This is a genomic window from Flavobacterium stagni, assembly GCF_004122105.1.
Lineage (GTDB): Bacteria > Bacteroidota > Bacteroidia > Flavobacteriales > Flavobacteriaceae > Flavobacterium > Flavobacterium stagni.
Genome location: NZ_SBKN01000007.1, coordinates 154,788 through 173,768, shown reverse-complemented (window position 1 = coordinate 173,768; position 18,981 = coordinate 154,788). Strand labels below are relative to the sequence as shown.

Annotated in this window: 20 protein-coding genes; 2 read left to right on the top strand and 18 right to left on the bottom strand. The window is 39.5% G+C overall.

The features are described 5' to 3' along the window. A partial coding sequence (locus EQG61_RS11915) for a T9SS type B sorting domain-containing protein (protein WP_164974932.1) occupies positions 1-488 on the top strand: 488 nt, incomplete at its 5' end. Positions 489-943: 455 nt separating this feature from the next. Here the strand turns inward: EQG61_RS11915 and EQG61_RS11910 are convergent. From EQG61_RS11910 to EQG61_RS11825, 18 genes are all read right to left on the bottom strand, one after another. Next, positions 944-1,129, bottom strand: a complete 186-nt coding sequence (locus tag EQG61_RS11910) for a YgaP family membrane protein (RefSeq protein ID WP_073362466.1) — start codon at positions 1,127-1,129, stop codon at positions 944-946. 7 nt (positions 1,130-1,136) lie between these two features. Beyond that, the gene (locus EQG61_RS11905) at positions 1,137-1,442 is read right to left on the bottom strand and encodes a hypothetical protein (protein ID WP_129462167.1); all 306 of its coding nucleotides are present in this window, start codon (positions 1,440-1,442) and stop codon (positions 1,137-1,139) included. An 89-nt stretch (positions 1,443-1,531) separates the two neighbouring features. After that, positions 1,532-4,726 carry an efflux RND transporter permease subunit gene (locus EQG61_RS11900; RefSeq protein WP_129462166.1) on the bottom strand — a complete coding sequence of 1,065 codons (3,195 nt, stop codon included), beginning with the start codon at positions 4,724-4,726 and terminating at the stop codon, positions 1,532-1,534. Positions 4,727-4,737: 11 nt separating this feature from the next. Beyond that, positions 4,738-5,820: an efflux RND transporter periplasmic adaptor subunit gene (locus tag EQG61_RS11895; RefSeq protein ID WP_129462165.1), complete on the bottom strand. Its 1,083-nt coding sequence runs from the start codon at positions 5,818-5,820 to the stop codon at positions 4,738-4,740. Between the two features lie 58 nt (positions 5,821-5,878). Next, positions 5,879-7,180, bottom strand: a complete 1,302-nt coding sequence (locus EQG61_RS11890) for a TolC family protein (RefSeq protein WP_129462164.1) — start codon at positions 7,178-7,180, stop codon at positions 5,879-5,881. A 225-nt stretch (positions 7,181-7,405) separates the two neighbouring features. After that, positions 7,406-9,007 (bottom strand): hypothetical protein, encoded by a 1,602-nt coding sequence (locus EQG61_RS11885; protein WP_129462163.1) that lies wholly within the window; start codon positions 9,005-9,007, stop codon positions 7,406-7,408. Positions 9,008-9,133: 126 nt separating this feature from the next. Then, complete coding sequence (locus EQG61_RS11880; protein WP_129462162.1) at positions 9,134-9,328, bottom strand: hypothetical protein; 195 nt, start codon at positions 9,326-9,328, stop codon at positions 9,134-9,136. 70 nt (positions 9,329-9,398) lie between these two features. After that, the gene (locus EQG61_RS11875) at positions 9,399-10,010 is read right to left on the bottom strand and encodes a class I SAM-dependent methyltransferase (protein ID WP_129462161.1); all 612 of its coding nucleotides are present in this window, start codon (positions 10,008-10,010) and stop codon (positions 9,399-9,401) included. Positions 10,011-10,012: 2 nt separating this feature from the next. Continuing rightward, the gene (locus tag EQG61_RS11870; RefSeq protein WP_129462160.1) at positions 10,013-10,204 is read right to left on the bottom strand and encodes a DUF6132 family protein; all 192 of its coding nucleotides are present in this window, start codon (positions 10,202-10,204) and stop codon (positions 10,013-10,015) included. Continuing rightward, a complete protein-coding gene (gene trxA / locus EQG61_RS11865) occupies positions 10,204-10,506 on the bottom strand; it encodes a thioredoxin (protein WP_129462159.1) in 303 nt (100 codons plus the stop codon). The genes EQG61_RS11870 and trxA overlap by 1 nt, the downstream gene beginning before the upstream one ends. After that, positions 10,499-10,705 (bottom strand): hypothetical protein, encoded by a 207-nt coding sequence (locus tag EQG61_RS11860; RefSeq protein WP_129462158.1) that lies wholly within the window; start codon positions 10,703-10,705, stop codon positions 10,499-10,501. Before EQG61_RS11860 ends, trxA begins: the two co-directional genes overlap by 8 nt. Beyond that, on the bottom strand, positions 10,705-12,111 hold the full coding sequence (locus tag EQG61_RS11855; protein WP_129462157.1) for an MBL fold metallo-hydrolase: 1,407 nt from the start codon (positions 12,109-12,111) through the stop codon (positions 10,705-10,707). Before EQG61_RS11855 ends, EQG61_RS11860 begins: the two co-directional genes overlap by 1 nt. Before the next feature lie 138 nt (positions 12,112-12,249). Continuing rightward, a complete protein-coding gene (locus EQG61_RS11850; RefSeq protein ID WP_129462156.1) occupies positions 12,250-13,668 on the bottom strand; it encodes an MBL fold metallo-hydrolase in 1,419 nt (472 codons plus the stop codon). A 65-nt stretch (positions 13,669-13,733) separates the two neighbouring features. Continuing rightward, a complete protein-coding gene (locus tag EQG61_RS11845) occupies positions 13,734-14,531 on the bottom strand; it encodes a sulfite exporter TauE/SafE family protein (protein ID WP_129462155.1) in 798 nt (265 codons plus the stop codon). Further along, positions 14,528-15,214 (bottom strand): DUF2490 domain-containing protein, encoded by a 687-nt coding sequence (locus tag EQG61_RS11840; protein WP_164974931.1) that lies wholly within the window; start codon positions 15,212-15,214, stop codon positions 14,528-14,530. Before EQG61_RS11840 ends, EQG61_RS11845 begins: the two co-directional genes overlap by 4 nt. A gap of 61 nt (positions 15,215-15,275) precedes the next feature. Further along, complete coding sequence (locus EQG61_RS11835) at positions 15,276-15,902, bottom strand: Crp/Fnr family transcriptional regulator (RefSeq protein ID WP_129462173.1); 627 nt, start codon at positions 15,900-15,902, stop codon at positions 15,276-15,278. A gap of 61 nt (positions 15,903-15,963) precedes the next feature. After that, the gene (locus EQG61_RS11830) at positions 15,964-17,223 is read right to left on the bottom strand and encodes an NAD(P)/FAD-dependent oxidoreductase (protein ID WP_129462153.1); all 1,260 of its coding nucleotides are present in this window, start codon (positions 17,221-17,223) and stop codon (positions 15,964-15,966) included. A 135-nt stretch (positions 17,224-17,358) separates the two neighbouring features. Further along, the gene (locus tag EQG61_RS11825; protein ID WP_129462152.1) at positions 17,359-17,817 is read right to left on the bottom strand and encodes a DUF1801 domain-containing protein; all 459 of its coding nucleotides are present in this window, start codon (positions 17,815-17,817) and stop codon (positions 17,359-17,361) included. A gap of 78 nt (positions 17,818-17,895) precedes the next feature. On the opposite strand from EQG61_RS11825, the gene EQG61_RS11820 reads away from it, so the two are divergent. Further along, on the top strand, positions 17,896-18,981 hold the full coding sequence (locus EQG61_RS11820) for a DUF3667 domain-containing protein (RefSeq protein WP_129462151.1): 1,086 nt from the start codon (positions 17,896-17,898) through the stop codon (positions 18,979-18,981).

Genomic DNA, 18,981 nt, shown 5'->3' with positions numbered 1-18,981 from the left:
GTACTATTGGCTATGTAGTGACCAATGCCTTCTCCGACTTACAAACCATCACGGTGAATGTAACGGGTTATGGTAGCTATGTCTTCAGCTTAGACGACGGTCCGAGACAAATCTCGAATGTCTTTGAAAATGTACCGTTGGGCGAACATACCATCACGGTTTGGGATACTGAAGGAGGTATGGACAACAGTTGTGATCCTTTAATTATCAGTGGGGTATCGATTATCGATTATCCGCATTACTTCACTCCGAATGGGGACGGTATTCACGATACGTGGAATATTGTTGGGTTGCAAAACACCACCGCGAAGATTTACATCTTTGACCGCTACGGCAAACTCATCAAGCAAATTAGTCCGTCTTCACCGGGTTGGGATGGTACCTACAACGGCTATTTAGCTCCATCAACCGATTATTGGTTTAAGGTAGAATATGATGAAGGCGGAGTGATGAAAGAGTTTAAGGCGCACTTCTCGTTGAAAAGATAGACGTTAGACTTTAGACTTTAGACATTAGATATGGAAGCTGCTCAGGAATGGGCGGCTTTTTTTATTATTATAAATTTTAAATGTTTTGGAGCACAAGGTAACACAAGGTTTTCACGATGTTTCACAAGGTGTAGTCCTAAACGAGCACCCCCTCTTTCTTCTTGCTTCTTTCTTCTTTTATCTAAAAAAATCATAATTCTTAACGCGCTAGGGGTGGAAGTGGAAATCCTTGATGGAGCGTAGCGGAGGCAAGATTGCAACGGACGACCCGACCCCGAGTAGTATTTACTTTTTCTTTTGCAGGGAAGTGTGCGAGGGGGAGCGCCCAAATCATTTGAAAATTTGAAAATGAATGAATTTGATAATTATCAAGTTGTTTTAAATAGATTTCATTGTATTTAGGTGTTACTAACTACACTATTTAAACATCTTCCACTTTCCCACTCTCAAGTGATTTAGTCTTTCACGCCGAGTTTGGTAAGGATATCTTCCATAAGGCACCATTTGGTGATGGAGGATTGGAGTAAGTTGGCGCCCACAAAAGCGGTGAACCCAAACCAATACTGATGTACAAAAAGGCCCAATGCCACACTGATTAAGATGAAGCTGCCAGCGATGGCGCGAATGATTCTATTTTTCATAATTATTTTATACGTGATTTTCGATTTTTAAAGAAATTACATGGACTTTGGATACCGAATCCAATGTGGCATTGAGGGTTTGAACGGCTTCCGTGAGCGCATCACATTGCGAATCTTCCAGAAAAATATGGAATAAAACGGAATCGGTCGTTGCGCTTTCGCTACCAAACCAATTGCTCTCTAATCCCTCTTTTGCGGGTTGTGTATAGCCATGAACTTCATGGAAGGAATAGTGCTTCACTCCTATTTTTTTCAATACATCTTGTATCGCTTTTTGATAATCGGATATTGCGGTAATAAGAATCAGTTTCATAATTTTAAAATGTTTAAAAAAAGGTCCGCAGCCCTCGCAATTCGTTTTGTATGCAGTAAAGTCGTTGGTCGACTACGGACACTTTTGTATTACTTAGTTTCCCATTTTTTACGTTCGGTGATGTAATAAATCAACGGTACGACGATCAGAGTCAGTAACGTAGATACTATGGCTCCCGCTACCAATGAAATGGCGAGACCTTGGAAAATCGGGTCGAACAAGATAATCGAAGCACCGATGACAACCGCTCCTGTGGTTAACAGAATAGGCGTTGTGCGCACGGCTCCTGCATCGATAATAGCTTGTTTCAGCGGAATTCCTTCGTTGAGACGGATTTCAATAAAGTCGATGAGTAAGACCGAATTTCTAACCATGACACCTGCCAAAGCAATCATACCAATAAATGACGTAGCAGTAAAAAATGCTCCCAGCAACCAGTGCCCTAAAACGATTCCGACTAAGGAAAGTGGAATAGCCAACATCATCACGATTGGGGTTTTGAAATTTTGGAACCAACCCACGATCAACATGTAGATGATAATAATTACGACTAAGAACGCAGCCCCTAGATCACGGAAAACTTCGAGTGTGATTTGCCACTCCCCGTCCCATTTCACGGTGAAATTACTCTCGTCTTCGGGTTGGCCCATATACAAGTCGGATACCGCATAACCCGCAGGTAATTTGATTTTTTGGAGTTTTTCGTTCATGCCTAAAATCGCGTAAACCGGACTCTCAAGTGCGCCCGCCATGTCGGCAGTAACATACACTACCCGTTTTTGGTCTTTGCGGTAAATTGTTTTCTGAAGGGTGTCCTTTTTAATTTGAATCAAATCGCTAACGGGTACCACATTGCCGCGACTGCCTTTGATTTTTAAAGCGCCAATATCCTCTAAAGATGTTTTGTCTTTATTGTCTAAAGCCAGCACAATCCCAACATTATCATTGGACGTTTCATCATACAAATTGGAAACAGGATATTCTTTTAAAAGATAGGTGAGATTCCCCACAATTTGTTGGGGAGCAATGCCGTTTAGCATGGCTTTTTCTTTGTCTACTTCCAAATGGTACTCCGTTTGGGGTTCTTCCACCATCCAATCGATATCAACAATATCAGGTGTTTGGTGAAGAATGTTTTTTACTTGGTTGGCCACTTTGATTTGTTCTTTGTAATCGGGACCGTAGATTTCGGCCACTAAAGTCGATAATACGGGTGGTCCAGGTGGCACTTCGATAACTTTCACATTGGCTCCAAAACGTTTGGCGATTTTGAGAATTTCGGGACGAACACGTTTGGCGATATCGTGACTTTGTGGGTCGCGGTCTTCTTTGTGAAGTAAATTCACTTGAATATCGGCCATATTGCTTCCTCCGCGCATATCGTAATGGCGCACCAATCCGTTGAAGGTAATCGGTGCCGAAGTACCAATATAATTTTGGTAATTCACGACTTCGGGAACCGTAGACAAGTATTGCGCAATTTCTTGGGTCACTGCTGCGGTGCGTTCCAACGTAGTTCCTTCGGGCATATCGATGACCACTTGGAATTCATTTTTATTATCAAAAGGCAACATTTTCACGGCGACACTTTTGGTAAAAAACATGGTAACGGAACCCAACAATAAGAGTACGGTGATGCCTAACATCCAGCGGCGTTTTTTCGAACTTTCCAAGAATGGCCGCTCGAATTTATTGTAGACTTTATAAATCCATGAGGTTTCTAATCCTTCCTCGGCTTTGTGATCATTTTCCTCTTTTTCTTGGAGAAAATGATAGCCTAAATACGGTGTGATAGTTAGGGCGACAAATAATGAAAGAAGCATCGCGATAGAGGCGCCTATGGGCATCGGACTCATATAAGGCCCCATCATTCCGGACACGAAGGCCATCGGTAAAATGGCTGCAATTACGGTGAATGTGGCTAAAATCGTTGGGTTACCCACTTCGTTAATCGCAAAAATGGCGGCTTGTTTGAACGGTAATCGCTTCATTTTGAAATGGCGGTGCATGTTTTCGGCGATGATAATACTGTCATCGACCACAATTCCGACCACAAAAACCAAAGCAAATAAGGTAATTCTATTAAGCGTATATCCCAACAAATAGTAGCTGAATAAGGTAAGGGCAAACGTTAGCGGCACCGATAAAAATACCACCAAACCACCGCGCCATCCCATGGCCAACATGACTAAAACCGTTACTGCGATAATGGCGATTCCCAAGTGCATGAGCAACTCCCCTACTTTGTGGGATGCAGTTTCTCCGTAATTACGGGTCACTTCTACATGGACATCGTTGGGAATAATTGTCTTTTTGAGGGCATCGACTTTGGCAATGATTTTTTCTGAAATTTTCATCGCATCGGCACCTTTCACTTTGGCAACAGAAAGGGTAACTGCCGGATAATCCGAGGGATTGGCTTTTACTTTTTCATTGGCTTTACCATAACCAAAAGAAACATAACTGCGTGGTGTTGATGGGCCGTCCGCCACCGTTGCCACTTGTTTTAAATACACGGGCATATTTTGGTGTACCCCAACAACCAAATCTTCAATATCTTCAGCCGTTTGTAAAAATTGGCCTGTAGTCACTAAATATTCTTGGTCACCATGCACCACAGCTCCTGATTGTGAACTGCCGTTGTTGGCCTGAATCATTTGCATGATGTTCAACGGGTCAACCCCCGTTTCGGCCATTTTATCTTTGTCCAAAACAACTTTCACTTCCCGATTACGACCACCGATTTCTTTGGTGATGGCAACGTCTTTAACTTTCTCGATTTCGGAAGTCAGTTCCTCGGCAATTTGACGCAATTCAAAATCATTGTATTTTTCACTCCAAAGCGTGAGTCCGAGCATCGGTACATCATCAATGGATCGGGTTTTCACAATAGGTTTGTAGACACCCTGTGGAAACTCATGTTCGTGTTTCATCAATTCGTCATACAATTTCACATAGGAACGTTCGATATCTTGTCCCACAAAAAACTGCACAATGATCATTCCTTGGCCGTTCATCGCCATACTGTGGATATGTTCGACCCCTTTAATATTCCCAATAATTTTTTCTAAAGGTTTGATGACCCGACTTTCCACTTCGGCGGAACTGGCTCCGGGATAACCTACCATGACATCGGCCATGGGCACATTGATTTGTGGTTCTTCTTCGCGCGGAATAAGAAACGAACTGTACACTCCAATAATCATCAAAGCCACCATCAAGAGTACGGTCAACTTTGAATGGATAAAAAAGTGGGCGATTTTACCTGAAATTCCTTCTTTCATGATTACTCCGTTTATTGTACCGATACGGGTACGCCGTTATACAATCGTCCTTGAGCCGACACTATAAAGGGTTCGTCACTCGAAAGTCCGGACAATACTTCTACTTGATTTCCAAAGGTTTTTCCGATGCGAATCCAACGCAATACGGCCCGTTTTTGCGCGCTTACGGTGTAAATTCCGATCAATTGTCCTTGTCGAACTAAAGCCGATTCGGGAACAGTTACCGTAGCTGCTTTTGTTTCAACTACCGCTGCTTTTGCGGTTGGAAATTGTACATGAGCGAACATGCCCGATTTAATTGACGTGTCGGTTGTAGTAAGGTTGATTTTCACCAAATATTGACCGCCTGTATTTTTCGCAGAAGCGGAAACTTCGGTTACGGTTCCCTTTACTGTTTTGTTGATGGATTTCACTTGAACTATCGCTTGCATTCCGTTATGGATGTTGGCAATTGCATTTTCAGCCACCATAGCGGTTACTTGCAAGGCTTTGCCGCCTTCCACACTTACTAAAGGCATACCAGGATTGGCCATATCGCCTTCTTTCACAAACGTTCCTGTTACTTCACCAGCGAATGGAGCAGTGATGTTGGCATAACTAAACTGCGCCATCACTTCGTTACGCATTTGTTTTGCGCCCTCAAGTCCGGCTTTGGCCATTTCATAACGCGATGTCATATCGTCCAATTCCTTTTGGGAAGCGGATTGCTGTTGGAACAAATTTTGAAACCGTTCATAATCCTTTTTTGCGTTTTGATATGCGGCATTGGCTTGAAGAATAGCGGCATCGACTTGAGCCTTTTTGGCTTGTAAATCGGTGTTGTTAATGCTCACGAGCAACTGACCTGCGGCAACTCGTTGGCCCATTTTCACATGAACTTTGGTCACATAACCCATCATTCGGGTACTGACATTGGCACTACTTACGGCTTCAATTTTTCCACTTGCCGTCACAAAATCAGAATTTGAAGTTGTTAATTCTCCTGATAAGGTTACAGGAATGGCAGCTTCAGTATTGATTTTTTTGGTTTCTTTACCACAGGATGCCAAGAATAAGAGTCCGGACATCACGGTTATGATTTGTATTTTTTTCATGAGTTTTTGTTTTAGTGTTTGATTCTTTTCCATTGTATTTCAAATTTTTAGCCAGTAATTAATTTAAAAATTGAAGATACAGTTGGGTAAATTGCACTTCGAAAACGGTTTGTTGGTATTCAAGTTCTTTTTGGTACATCAAGGTTTCGGATTGAAGAACATCCGTTGTTTTTTCCAATCCTTGTGCAAATCGATTTTGACGAATGCGGTAGGCTTCTTTGGATTGTTCCCATGCCAACTGTGCATTGGTCAATTTGTTTTTGGCATCTTGAAATTGACGAACCGCTTTTTGGAGTTCGAGCTGACTTTGTTTTTTGTATTGATCGGCTTCGGTTTCGGCTTTTTGAAAATCGGCTTTGGCTTTATCGATTTTTCCATAGGATTTCATGCCGTCAAAAAGATTCCAAGACAATTGTGCTCCCAATAGATAGCCATTGGCTTGAAAACCCATAATCGTACGATCGTAGAGTTGGTAATTTCCAAAAGCATTCAAGCGCGGAAGTAAGCTCATTTGTTGCATTTTAAGCATATTCTTATAGGCTTCTGTTGTTTTTTGGTAAGCTTGAATATCGGTTCTGTTCTCGTTGAGTACTTTAGCTATTTCTGCAGCAGAAAAATCAGCTTCTAAAGTTTCGGAAGGCTTATACGTTCCTTTTACGTCTTCGTTCAAAAGAAATGCGAGGTAATCGGAAGCATTTTGCACATTGGAACGTGCGGCAGCTAATTGGTTTTTGATTTCGTTGACCCGCACTTGTACATTTAAAACATCGGTTTTTTGGAGCATGCCATTTTTAAAATAATTTTCGACCAATTTCAAATTAGCTTGAGCGGTACCTTCGGCTTTTTGCATCACACCTACCGCTTTATAGGCCAATTGCAAAAGCATGTAGGCTTTTTGAACTTCTAATTGCAAGTATTCTTGCGTACGTTGGGTTTGCATTCCATAAGCATCCATTTTGGCTTTGGCGGCTTTTCGTCCCATCCAACCGTCCAGATTAATCAAGGGTTGTTGAATTTCAATTTGTGTGGCGAAATTTTGGGTTCGTTTGGGATTGTTCAAAAGATTGGGGTCAAAATCCATCGGGGTTAAAATTTCCTGATTCAATTTCGATCCAAAAGCCATCAACGGATTGGTTGTGACCATCGCCGTTTGTGAGGCTGAGATGTTGGGCAAAAAAAGCGCGCGGGTTTGTTTGTAATCCGCTTTAGCCGATTGATAATTTTGATTGGCTATTTTTAATTGAAGGTTTTGGGTTACTTTTTCGAGTAACGAACTTTTGGAAATGGACACCGTATCTTGAGCTTGGAGTCCGAAGACATTTCCCAAAACCATAGTTGTAATTATTAGTACTTTTTTCATCGTATATCGGTTATGATGAAGCAAAAATAGAACGGGGATTTGGGGTGTACAGTTACAATTGTTACTGTGTAACTTGTGTTACAAAAGACGAGCAAACACAGCTTACAAGTTTGTTTTTCAACACATTAACTCAAACCCCTATTGCTTTCGGCTAACTTTAGATTTTCAAATCTACTTCCGAAACTAAAAAGGATAAAAAAACGCCCCGAAAGGCGTTAAAAATTACTACTTCATTATAATTTTTTGGGTTTGATAATATTTGCGATCAAAAATCAAAGTGATTTGAAGCACTTGTGACTCGGTGGGATCCAACTCAAAATCCATAGTATTGGCTCCAATTTTAGATTTTAGAATATCGCCTTCCATCAGCATCTTACCAGATGCATCGGTTACTAAATATTCCAAGGGAGCTTCATACGGAAACTCATAACTCAATTTAACTTTTTGGTTATGGGTTGGATTGGGGTATACTTTAAAGGAAAACGGATTATGTTGGATAACGGTTTGTGCATTTAAAACCGGTTGGTTAATCAGTTTTACTTCATAAATTACAGAAGACGGACTGGTTTGTGCGGTTTGGTTATTGGTAAAAGGGTTTTGGGACGAACTAGCAATTCCGCCCACAATATGTCCGATAACAAACTCATTGGTAGTTATTTCGTCCAATTTAATTACTTCGTTATCAAAATGAGGTAACGCGTGATTGGGAATAAACTCCGACCCTGCCCCAACATAGATGGGCATTTCTTCAGGCTGCCGAGTTTCAACTAATTCGTTAGCAGCATTGCGTGTGACCCGACTGATGGTTTTCACAAAGGGGACATTGGTATCTTGAATTAAAGTAGCGCCTGTGTAATAATATTGACTCATTCCTCCAAAGAATAACGCATGCATTTTTTGATCCGTTGCACTGTACATTTCTGCATGTGCACCGTGGTAATTACTCAAAAGTTGGTTAAAATTGGTTTGAGGTTCATAGCCCGAACTTTTAATGTCCACAGGATATAAAAATGGAAGATTTACATTGATTTGAAAAACACCCGAAGAAATCATGTAGCCTTGGCTTCCATCAGGAAAAATTTGGGGTACTAAATTGTAATCCCTACGGTGCAAATGCACAGCGTCAATTACCTCTTCATAATCGGTAATTTGCCATTGATTATTGGAGTTGACCAATTTAAATTTCTTGTAACTATCCGTGTAGGTCTGCGTAAATGTGGGATTGTTCATTGGATTATAACGCCCATCAAATCGCTGTCCACCAACAAGATAATAAGTATCATCAATTTTAGCCAATTGTCCTCCAGTTACCGTAAATCGGTTATCTGTAATTTGATAAAAGGCATCCGACTGTAACATTCCCGCTTGCACGTATTGAACCAATAGTGGAATATTTATGATGGTGATTTTATTAAACGTGATATGGTCATTTGCAGTAGCCGAAAAGGCATAACCACCAATAACGATTAAGTAATCGCCGTCTTGGTAAAAATTAAGATTCGTAGCTTGTAATTGCTCTTGTAAATCGGTTGCCAAAGATGACAAAGGAGCAGTCCATTGCTGCAAAGTTACAGGATCCACCACACGTATAGCAGTATTATTTGCACTCGATGGAAAAGCATTAAACGGTTGGCGTGCATGGAGTCCGTCCAAACGACCACCTACGAAAATCCATTTGCCTTGATATTGCGCTCGGGCATACGATTGAATTCCGCCAAACCCAGGAATAGTAATGGGTGTGAGTTGAATTTGAAAATTAAAATCCGATTGAGAAAATACTGAAGTTAAACTTGAAAGTAGGGTGAAAAATAAAAATTTAAATCGCATGATAAGGTTTGTTTTTGCCAAATTTACGGTTGCTCAACAAACTAAAATGTAACCCTTGTTACTCAACTTTATTCCAAAAAAAAAGCGCTCCCGAAGGAACGCTTTCTGACAATGAAAAACAAAAAATTATGATTTCTTTTCTTCTTTTTTACCTGCGCAACAACCGCCTTTTTTCTCTCCAGAACCACACGATTTTTTCTCTTCTGAAGAACATGATTTTTCAGTTTTTGCTTTCTTTTTATCTTTTTTAGCTTGTTCTTGAGCCATTCCGTTTACAGAAAACAATACTGCGATAGCTAAAGCGGAAACAATTTTTTTCATGAGTGATGTTTTTTAATGGTTATTTATTTCAAATTTACGGTTTACCTTTTGGATAAACAATGTTTTTATCTTAATAGTTCCTTAATTTTTGACCTACAAATCGAATAACGGCTCCTTCACCTTGATGGTATTTTCCTTCTTCCAATTTTACAATTGCGTGTTGGATAATAATGAATTGCAATCCTTCAAATTCTTCCATTACTTCCTCCAAAGAGAACAACATAGTTTCGACTTTGGGGCCACCGGATTGGTAGTCAAGTTGTTCTTTTGCAAAAGCTTCGAAAATGACAATACCATCGGTTTTTAAAAGTGTTAATAGCTTTTTATGAAAAACGATTCTATCGGGATACGGTAAATGCGCATACGACAGTACAATAGCATCAAAACTATCCAATTCAAATTCCAATTCTTCCAGTGCGCCAACTTGATAATCCAATTGAACATCCAATTCTTTGGTCCAAAGTAAAGCTTTCTCTTTTCCTGCAGCACTGACGTCAAATGCACAACATTCAAATCCTTGTTGGGCGGCAAATACGGCATTTCGCCCCTCACCTTCTGCTGGAAACAATACTTTGGAATTGGGTTTCAGATACGAAATATTGGATTCAAACCACACATTAGGTGAATTCCCATAAGCGAAGCCTTCTTCATTATATCGATTATCCCAAAAATTAGCATCCATAATTATACTTTTGGTTTTGGAAAAAATAGAGACCCCAACAATCCGCCCATAACAACACCATACAATGTACTATTGAGCGGTTTGGATGTAATCATACACGTTCCCGAAGCACAACCCACATAGTAATAATAAGCATAGCCTGCAATTCCTCCAATGAGGGCAATGGCGATGGGTCCGATGATCCACTTTTTCATTACAATTTTTTGGATTGAATGGTTTGTATAATTTCCTCTTTTGAAACCACACCCGATTGTCTCCACAACAATTGTCCTTTTTGGTACAACACCATCGTGGGTACGCCTCGAACTTGCTGCATGGCTGCCAATTCTTGGTTTTTATCGACGTCCACTTTTAGAATCGATACGGAATCCCCCAAGCTGTCTTTCACCTCTTTTAAAATGGGAGCCAACATTTGACAGGGTCCGCACCAAGTCGCATAAAAGTCAATTAAAACGGGCTTTTCTGAGTTAATCAGTTCGGCAAAACTACTATTCATGGGATTCTTTTTTATAATTTACGGAACAATTCCCTTGTAATCCGCATCCCCAATTGAACACGGCTTGTAGAAGGAAAAATAGTCCCATGGGTACAAAAATCCATTGGCGTGTTTCATAGGCATTGGCGAATAAAAATCCGGCAAATGCCAAACGCACCCAACGCATTACATGCCAATTGGTTAACAATCTCGTTTTCATTATTTCAAAGTTGACGGACAAACATAAGCCGTCGTTTTAATTCCTGTTTGACGTATCGCTGCAAAACCACCTTTAACATCAATTACGTTATGATAGCCACGCGCTTTCAAAATGGAGGCTGCAATTACAGAACGATAGCCCCCCGCACAATGGATGTAAAACGCATCGTGTTTTGGAAATTCAGCCAAATGTTCGTTTAAAAAATCCAAGGGAGTTGAAGGAACATTTTCGATATGTTCCGAAGAATATTCCCCTGGTTTACGCACATCAAATACAGGTACACCTTCAGCAATTAAGGTTTCTAATTGATCCGCCGTAACTGAATTTAAAGTATCGTATTCTTTTCCAGCATTTTTCCAGGTATCAAAACCTCCGTTTAAATAGCCTAAGGTTTGATCATAACCCACACGAGCAAGACGGGTAATGCTTTCTTTTTCGCGACCTTCAGGAGTAACCAACAAAATCGGCTGCTTATAATCCAAAATCAACGCACCCACCCATGGGGCAAATTGGCCGTCGATACCAATAAATATAGAACCAGGAATATGTCCTTTAGAAAAATCATCTTGGTGACGCACATCCAAAATTAAGGCATCGGTTTCATTAGCTGCTGCTTCAAAAGCGTTGGCATCCAAGGCTTGCGCTTCGGCAATAATTTTTTCAACGTTTTCGTAACCTTCTTTATTTAACTTCACATTCATCGGGAAGTAAGCAGGCGGCGGTAATAAGCCGTCGGTTACTTCTTTAATGAACTCCTCTTTGGTCATATCGGCACGCAAAGCATAATTGGTTACTTTTTGCTCACCTATTGAACCCACGGTTTCTTTACTCAAATTTTTACCACAAGCACTTCCTGCACCATGGGCTGGATAGACAATCACGTCATCTGCGAGCGTCATAATTTTGGTTCGAAGACTTTCAAAAAGTATTCCTGCCAATTGTTCTTGGGTCATATCAGCTGCTTTTTGCGCTAAATCGGGTCGGCCCACATCCCCTAAAAACAAGGTATCACCACTAAAAAGTGCATGATCTTTCCCGTTTTCATCTTTTAAGAGATAACAGGTACTTTCCATGGTATGTCCGGGTGTATGCAAAACCGTTAACGTAATATTTCCCAATTGGAAAACTTCACCGTCTTGTGCACTATGCGCGTTGAATGTCGGATTCGCATTGGGTCCATAAATAATTGGAGCTCCCGTTTTTTCGGAAAGTGTCACGTGTCCACTCACAAAATCCGCATGGAAATGGGTTTCAAAAATGTATTTGATGGTTGCCCCATCATTAAAAGCACGGTCGATATAGGGTTGCACTTCGCGTAGTGGGTCAATAATTGCAACCTCACCATTACTTTCTATATAATAAGCTCCTTGAGCGAGACATCCTGTGTAAATTTGTTCGATTTTCATGATACGGAGTATTTTATTTTTTGTAAATCTAATAACTCAAAAGGTAATGCGATGTAACCCTTGTTACAAATTTAACAAATAAAGAAGCACCGTAGGACAAACGGTGCTTCTTAAAACTAAAAACAAAAAAAACACTCCCTACAACAAAGTGGTAGGACACTTGTAATCGGACTTGGGTAAGGTGCTATTTTTCAAGCCACCAAACCCTTCGATGATATCTACAAAATTTTCATATCCGCGTTTTTTCAAAATAGAAGCAGCAATCATACTACGGTACCCACCGGCACAAAATAGTACAAAAGGCAGTTCTTTAGGAAATTCAGCAAGATGTGAATCTATTTCATTCAAAGGTATATTCAGTGAATTCATAAGATGTTCTGAATCGTATTCGCTTTTACGTCGAACATCAATTAAAATGGGTTGTTGGTTCATTACATATGAATCCAAGTCTGCACCTGCAATGCGTTCAATATGATCAAATTCTTTCCCTGCTAGTACCCAACTTTTGAAACCGCCTTGTAAATACCCAATGCTATGATCAAAACCGACACGTGAAAGTCGAATAATGGTTTCTTTCACTTTCTCTTCATTTTCGGCCACAATTAAAATGGGTTGTTGAATATTAGGAATGAGTTCGCCCACCCAAGTTCCAAAACTACCATCCAAACCAATGTTAATGCTATTGGGAATAAAACCTTTAGCAAACTCAGCTGCTGAACGTGAATCGATGATTACGGCTTTGGTTTCATTGGCAATTAATTCAAAGGTTTTAGCATCATAGGCTTTTTGACCTTGGTGCAAAATAGTATCCAAGCTTTGATATCCTTTGATATTCATTAAAACATTTTCAGGGAAATATTTGGGTGGTGTAGTCAAACCGGTTAACAATTGAGCTACAAATTCATCTTCTGTCAATTGCGGATTCAGCGCATAATTGGTTGCTTTTTGATTGCCTAGCGTATCCGTAGTTTCTTTACTCATTTTTTTCCCACAGGCACTTCCGGCACCATGATTGGGATACACAATTAAATCATCCGCTAACGGCATAATTTTTTCGTGTAAGGAATGGTACAACATTCGAGCTAATTTTTCCTCTGTCAAATCAGCGATGACATGTTGTGCCAAATCGGGACGGCCAACATCGCCAATAAACAGAGTGTCTCCTGAAATAATACCGTGCTCCTTACCTTCTTCATCAAAGATAAGGTAGCAGGTACTTTCGAGTGTGTGCCCAGGGGTGTGGATCACTTTTATTTTTACAGCTCCAACTTGAAAATACTGACCGTCTTCGGCAACTAGTGCTTCAAATCCGGGTTTAGCTGTGGGACCGTATACGATTTTCGCTCCTGTTTTTGCTGCCAAGTCCAAATGACCCGACACAAAATCAGCGTGAAAATGAGTTTCAAAAACATAGTTGATGGTTGCTCCCAATTTTTCTGCACGTTCGATATAAGGAAAAACTTCGCGCAACGGGTCGAATATGGCCGCTTCTCCCTCACTCTCCAAATAATACGCCGCATGGGCTAAACAACCGGTATAGATTTGTTCTAATTTCATTCTTCTTGAATTTAGGCCAAAGTTAGCGCCACTAAATCCCCGAAAAAATGATAAATATCAGTTGATTAGGCAGAAAACCAAATTTCTTTGATTAAAATATAAATCCCCATGCACAAAACGAAGTAGCCAAAAATGGATTTCATTTTTTCGCCCGAAATAACTTTGGATAAACGATTTCCGATGAAGACACCCAAAAGTGAACAAGCGGTAAAAGTGAGCAGCATTGTATAATTGATGTCTTGTTGTCCAACATCGCCCAAAAACCCTATTAACGATTGAAGAGCAACGATAAACAATGATGTTCCGATGGCTTTTTTTATGGGAGTTTGCGCTAAAAACAACAAAGCCGGCACTATGAGAAATCCGCCTCCCGCTCCTACGAAACCCGCTACGAGTCCGATGGCAAGTCCGGCCAAACTAATTTTCAGCGGACTTACACTTGAATGAACTATGGATTCCTGAACGGGACGAATCATTTTCCAGGAAGCCAAAATCATTACAACCGCAAAAACAGCCATAATGAGTAAGCGTTTTGATAGTGAAAAATGATCGGTAATGACTATGGAATCGGGAATCGAAGGTACAATAAGTTTACGGGTAAAAAAGACGGCCATTAGTGTCGGAATACCGAAAGCCAAAACTTTTTTAAAGTCCACCAATCCGTCTTTTGCTTTTTGGAATCCACTGACTAAAGCGGATACACCCACCACAAACAACGAGTAAGCGGCAGCCAAAACAGGTTGAATCCCCATGATATACACAAAAATGGGAACCGATAAAATCGATCCGCCACTGCCGATAAGTCCGAGAGAGATTCCTACTAAAACGGCTAAACCGTATCCGATTATTTCTGTTCCACTCATGGTAGTTGATATTGAAGTCCGAATGTAATTATATTTTCTTGAATTGTGGCTGTTTGATGAAAACGATGTAACCAAAGATAGCCGGTTTCCATTTTTAAATTGAGAATGGGTTCCCATCGTAAAATAAATCCCAACCGATTTTGTTCACTTTCCGATTGGTTTTTCAGAATATGGGAATTCGCCATCCATTCTTCAACCACTTTAACTTTCAATTTTTCAGTAATTGGAATTCCATAGGCCATCAAAAACCGAAATCGCAGTGCTTGATTATTCGATTCAAAAAAACGATAGTCTGTCAAATAGCGAAAAGACAATCCATTACCTTGTGCATTCCACTGGTAGCCCATTGACCAACGCCACTCCCGCTGCGATTGCATTACATACAAATCATTAGGTTCCGTTAAAGTATTCGCATTAAAATAGGAAAACGGTACGACGATTATTTGGTGTTTCTTTTGGGTAAAATAAGTCCACAATCTAAGGGACTGCATCAAATTAACAAATCCTCTTTGACCCGGTTCTAAGTTTTCTTGAATACGGTATTGGTATTCTGCATCGGTTGACCATTGGGTTGACCATTGGTGCTGAATTGAAAAGCGATTCCAGTTTTCCCAACGGTGCTGACTTTGACCGATGTAAAATGAAAAAACAAAAATAATAGCTACCAAAAAACGGCTTTTCACTTTCAAAATTTTAAGCAAAAAAACCGTTTAATTTTTTTATAAATTGTTACAAATGTTACGCTTATAATAATTCAATGGAAGCGCGATGCAAACGAATTTCTCCTTTATTTTCCAATGCTTTTAACAAGCGAGAAACTACTACTCGAGATGTGTGAAGATCGTATGCAATTTCTTGGTGTGTAGCCTGAATTTCTTTGGACTTTGCAATTTTGGATTTATCGATTAAATAACTAATGATGCGTTGGTCCATATTCATAAAAGCCAAGCTATCAATTGTCGAAAGCATTTCTTTTAAACGACTGTTATAACTGTTAAAAACGAAATTACGCCACGATTTATATTTTCCCAGCCATTCTTCCATATGTTCAACAGGAATCATAACCACTTGCCCCGAAGTTTCTGCTTGTGCGCGAATTTCACTGCGCTTGTCTCCCATACAGCATGCCAAAGACATGGCACAAGTATCTCCTTTTTCTATGAAATAAAGCAACAGTTCGCCTTCATCAAAATCTTCTCTCAGAATTTTAATCGCCCCATTTATCAGTAAGGGCATTTTTCGAATATAATCCCCAAAATCGATCAGCACATCGCCTTCATTAAAATTTTTTAGTAAAGAAATTTGTGCAATTTCTTCGATTAATTTTTCTTCAAAAATACCGCCATAGGTTTGTATCAACTGTTCTTTCATATCCATAAAAAAAGACAAAACTGAATGTTCTGTCTTCAAAAATAATTAAAATTTATCTTATTTATACTTTCTCACCTTTCAACATTTTGTTCCAATACAGATACGGAAGCATATACTTTTTTAAAATCCATAAACGCCAATGGGGTTTGAAACTTTTAAAAATCAACATTTTTTTCAATTCGGGATCGGGTGTAAATTCATTTTTATAATTGAATTCTGCCAATACCATTTCACCATATCCTGTTACTAATGGACAAGAAGAATAGCCGTTGTATTCTTTATTATCAGCCTTCTGTCCTTTGACTAATCGTACTAAATTGTCGACTACCACGGGGACTTGTTTACGAATTGCCGCTCCAGTTTTTGCAGTGGGTAAGCCCGCAATATCACCCAAACCAAAAACATTGGAATGACTATTACTTTGCATGCTATTGTGGTCGACATTCATCCAACCCGCTTCATTGGCTAATTCAGAATATTTCAAAAAAGCAGGCGCTTCTTGTGGTGGAGCTAGGTGTAGAAAGTCAAACGGTATTTGGATGGTTTCATCTCCCGTATGTTTTTCATTCAACACATTGTTTTCATTGATGACACACATATTTTCCTTGGAACCTACTTCGCGGAAATAGATAATTTTGTTGACACTATCAATTTTTTGAGGTGCATAAAAGGTTTTTAAGTGAATATTGTAACGACCAATTACTTGCATAAGTGTTTCAGCTACGATTTTAACCCCAAAAATTACCGAACCAGGCGTTGCAAAAACAACATTGGTTTTCGAAGAGATTCCTCTTTTTTTGAAATAATGTGCCGACATATAGGCTGTTTTTTGTGGTGCGCCACCGCATTTAATAGGTGTTGTGGGTTGGGTGAAAACAGCATTGCCTCCGTTGAATTTTTGCAATAATTCCCATGTTTTTCTGGGATCAACATAATTGCTACAAACCACTCCTGATTCGATTCCTTCGCGCAATCCTTCAATTCCATCGAGATTATTCACCAATCCTGCAGCAACCACTAAATAATCATAAGTATACGATTGTTCCTTTTTGGTTTCTAATCGATTTTCATCCGGGATTAATTTTGTAACCGAATCTTTAATCCATTGTACCCCTTTGGGTATGAAATCTAAAGTTGGCTTGACCGTCTTTTGGTAGTCAAAAGTCCCTGCGCCAACTAAGGTAAAAGCCGGTTGATAGTAATGGTTTTCAGAAGGTTCTATAATCCCAATATTCAACCCTTTTTGTTTTTTCATCAATTGGGCAGCCACCATAATGCCTGCTGTCCCTCCTCCAATGATAAGTATCTGATAATGTGCCATGAGTATTTTTTTAGTAAAAGTATCAGACACCCTTTTGGAAAAAGGTAACAATTGTTACAGAAATCATAAATTCATAAAAAAAAGCGCTTTAAAAAACGCTTCATACAATTATTCTCCGATATAACAATCAATAATTTACTTTTTACGGTAGTTCTTTTCATAAATAGCAATCCATTGTTCTGGAGTCATCTTTTGACATAATTCTGCGATTAACGCCATGGGGATATCGGCCGTTTTTTTAAAACGAATACAACTTTTGCCCATATCCAACTTGGTTTTGCAGTGTTTGGGATATTCGGCTACAAACCAATTTAGCAAATTTTCATCCGCATAAATTCCCATGTGATAGAGATTGATCGAATTTTTTTGAGAGGCTAAAGATAAAAAAGGGAGTTCCTGATCTTTGGCACAATGGTAACCTGCGGGATACAATTCAAAAGGCACCACATACGTCAGCATCCCATAACTCATGCCTTCTTTAAATCCTTTGGGTAAATTTTCCATGATGATGGTGCGAAGTTGATTCATGACTTCGACACGATCGGCTGGAATTTCTTTCATGTACGCTTCAGGTGATTTTGCTTCCGATTGCATGGGATTTGATTTAAGTTAGTTTCACAAATATAAATGTATTTTTTTTCCTAGTTTTACATCTGCTAAAACAAAAATTTCATGTCGCATAAAAGCCCTATACGAAAGGATAAAACGTGTCTGAATTGCAATCATGTGGTTGCCGAACGATTTTGCCCGAATTGTGGACAGGAAAACACGGATACCCGGAAAACCTTTTACCATTTATTCGTTCATTTTTTTGAGGATTTAACGCATTATGAAAATGCCTTTTGGAAAACCATCCGCAATTTACTTTTCAAACCTGCTTCATTAACCCGAGAATACTTATCAGGTAAGCGTTTATCCTATTTGGCGCCTGTTCGATTGTATATTTTCATCAGTTTTGTCACCTTTTTGACGATTAATCTAATCGCAAACCCTGAAGAACTCGAAAAGGAGGAAGCAACGGTTAATGTAACTGATCAAAAGGCACAACGCATCATCAAAGAGAAGTCGGCCCAAATCCCAAAAGAAACGGAATGGCTGAATCGTATTGAAAAACAAGACAGTTCGGCCCGTACCATCATTGATTCCCTTAAATTTCTCGTTGATAAACGGGAAGAGGAGAAAATCAACCGAGAGGCATTTTTGAATTTTGGCTATAACTCCATCCGTGAAATGGATTCCATTCGCGCCAAAGACCCCAATAAAATTGGTGGTTTTGAATATTGGATTAACAAAAAAAGTATTGAAGCGAAATACCGTGTTCCCCATGAACAATTGGGACAAAAATTTATGGAATCCTTTATTCATAATTTCCCCAAAGCCTTGTTCATTTATATGCCTCTTTTTGCGTTAATATTATGGTTATTTCACGATAAAAAGAAATGGTACTATTTTGATCATGGTATTTTTACCTTGCATTACTTTTCTTTTTTGTTATTGTTGAATCTAATTGCTCTGTTAGCCGAATATTGTATTGATTTAATGGGTGATAATGTGATTTTTACACTAATTCAAATAATACTTCGTACAGCAACACTACTTTGGATGTTCTATTATTTCTTTCCTGCGCACCATCGTTTTTACGGGGAAAGTCGGGGAATCTCACTTGTGAAAAGTTTGGGGATATTAATCATAAATGTCATCCTTCTTTCCTTTTTACTTTTAGCCTTAATTATTTATTCCTTTGTAAACCTTCATTAA

Excerpts from the sequence above, each read along its gene's own strand:
- EQG61_RS11900 (WP_129462166.1), bottom strand. The coding sequence starts at position 4,726 with ATGAAAGAAGGAATTTCAGGTAAAATCGCCCACTTTTTTATCCATTCA.
- EQG61_RS11885 (WP_129462163.1), bottom strand. The coding sequence starts at position 9,007 with ATGCGATTTAAATTTTTATTTTTCACCCTACTTTCAAGTTTAACTTCA.
- EQG61_RS11835 (WP_129462173.1), bottom strand. The coding sequence starts at position 15,902 with ATGAAAGAACAGTTGATACAAACCTATGGCGGTATTTTTGAAGAAAAA.
- EQG61_RS11825 (WP_129462152.1), bottom strand. The coding sequence starts at position 17,817 with ATGCAATCGGAAGCAAAATCACCTGAAGCGTACATGAAAGAAATTCCA.
- EQG61_RS11895 (WP_129462165.1), bottom strand. The coding sequence starts at position 5,820 with ATGAAAAAAATACAAATCATAACCGTGATGTCCGGACTCTTATTCTTG.
- EQG61_RS11880 (WP_129462162.1), bottom strand. The coding sequence starts at position 9,328 with ATGAAAAAAATTGTTTCCGCTTTAGCTATCGCAGTATTGTTTTCTGTA.
- EQG61_RS11830 (WP_129462153.1), bottom strand. The coding sequence starts at position 17,223 with ATGGCACATTATCAGATACTTATCATTGGAGGAGGGACAGCAGGCATT.
- EQG61_RS11860 (WP_129462158.1), bottom strand. The coding sequence starts at position 10,705 with ATGAAAACGAGATTGTTAACCAATTGGCATGTAATGCGTTGGGTGCGT.
- EQG61_RS11850 (WP_129462156.1), bottom strand. The coding sequence starts at position 13,668 with ATGAAATTAGAACAAATCTATACCGGTTGTTTAGCCCATGCGGCGTAT.
- EQG61_RS11845 (WP_129462155.1), bottom strand. The coding sequence starts at position 14,531 with ATGAGTGGAACAGAAATAATCGGATACGGTTTAGCCGTTTTAGTAGGA.
- EQG61_RS11905 (WP_129462167.1), bottom strand. The coding sequence starts at position 1,442 with ATGAAACTGATTCTTATTACCGCAATATCCGATTATCAAAAAGCGATA.
- EQG61_RS11870 (WP_129462160.1), bottom strand. The coding sequence starts at position 10,204 with ATGAAAAAGTGGATCATCGGACCCATCGCCATTGCCCTCATTGGAGGA.
- trxA (WP_129462159.1), bottom strand. The coding sequence starts at position 10,506 with ATGAATAGTAGTTTTGCCGAACTGATTAACTCAGAAAAGCCCGTTTTA.
- EQG61_RS11910 (WP_073362466.1), bottom strand. The coding sequence starts at position 1,129 with ATGAAAAATAGAATCATTCGCGCCATCGCTGGCAGCTTCATCTTAATC.
- EQG61_RS11890 (WP_129462164.1), bottom strand. The coding sequence starts at position 7,180 with ATGAAAAAAGTACTAATAATTACAACTATGGTTTTGGGAAATGTCTTC.
- EQG61_RS11855 (WP_129462157.1), bottom strand. The coding sequence starts at position 12,111 with ATGAAAATCGAACAAATTTACACAGGATGTCTCGCTCAAGGAGCTTAT.
- EQG61_RS11820 (WP_129462151.1), top strand. The coding sequence starts at position 17,896 with ATGTCGCATAAAAGCCCTATACGAAAGGATAAAACGTGTCTGAATTGC.
- EQG61_RS11875 (WP_129462161.1), bottom strand. The coding sequence starts at position 10,010 with ATGGATGCTAATTTTTGGGATAATCGATATAATGAAGAAGGCTTCGCT.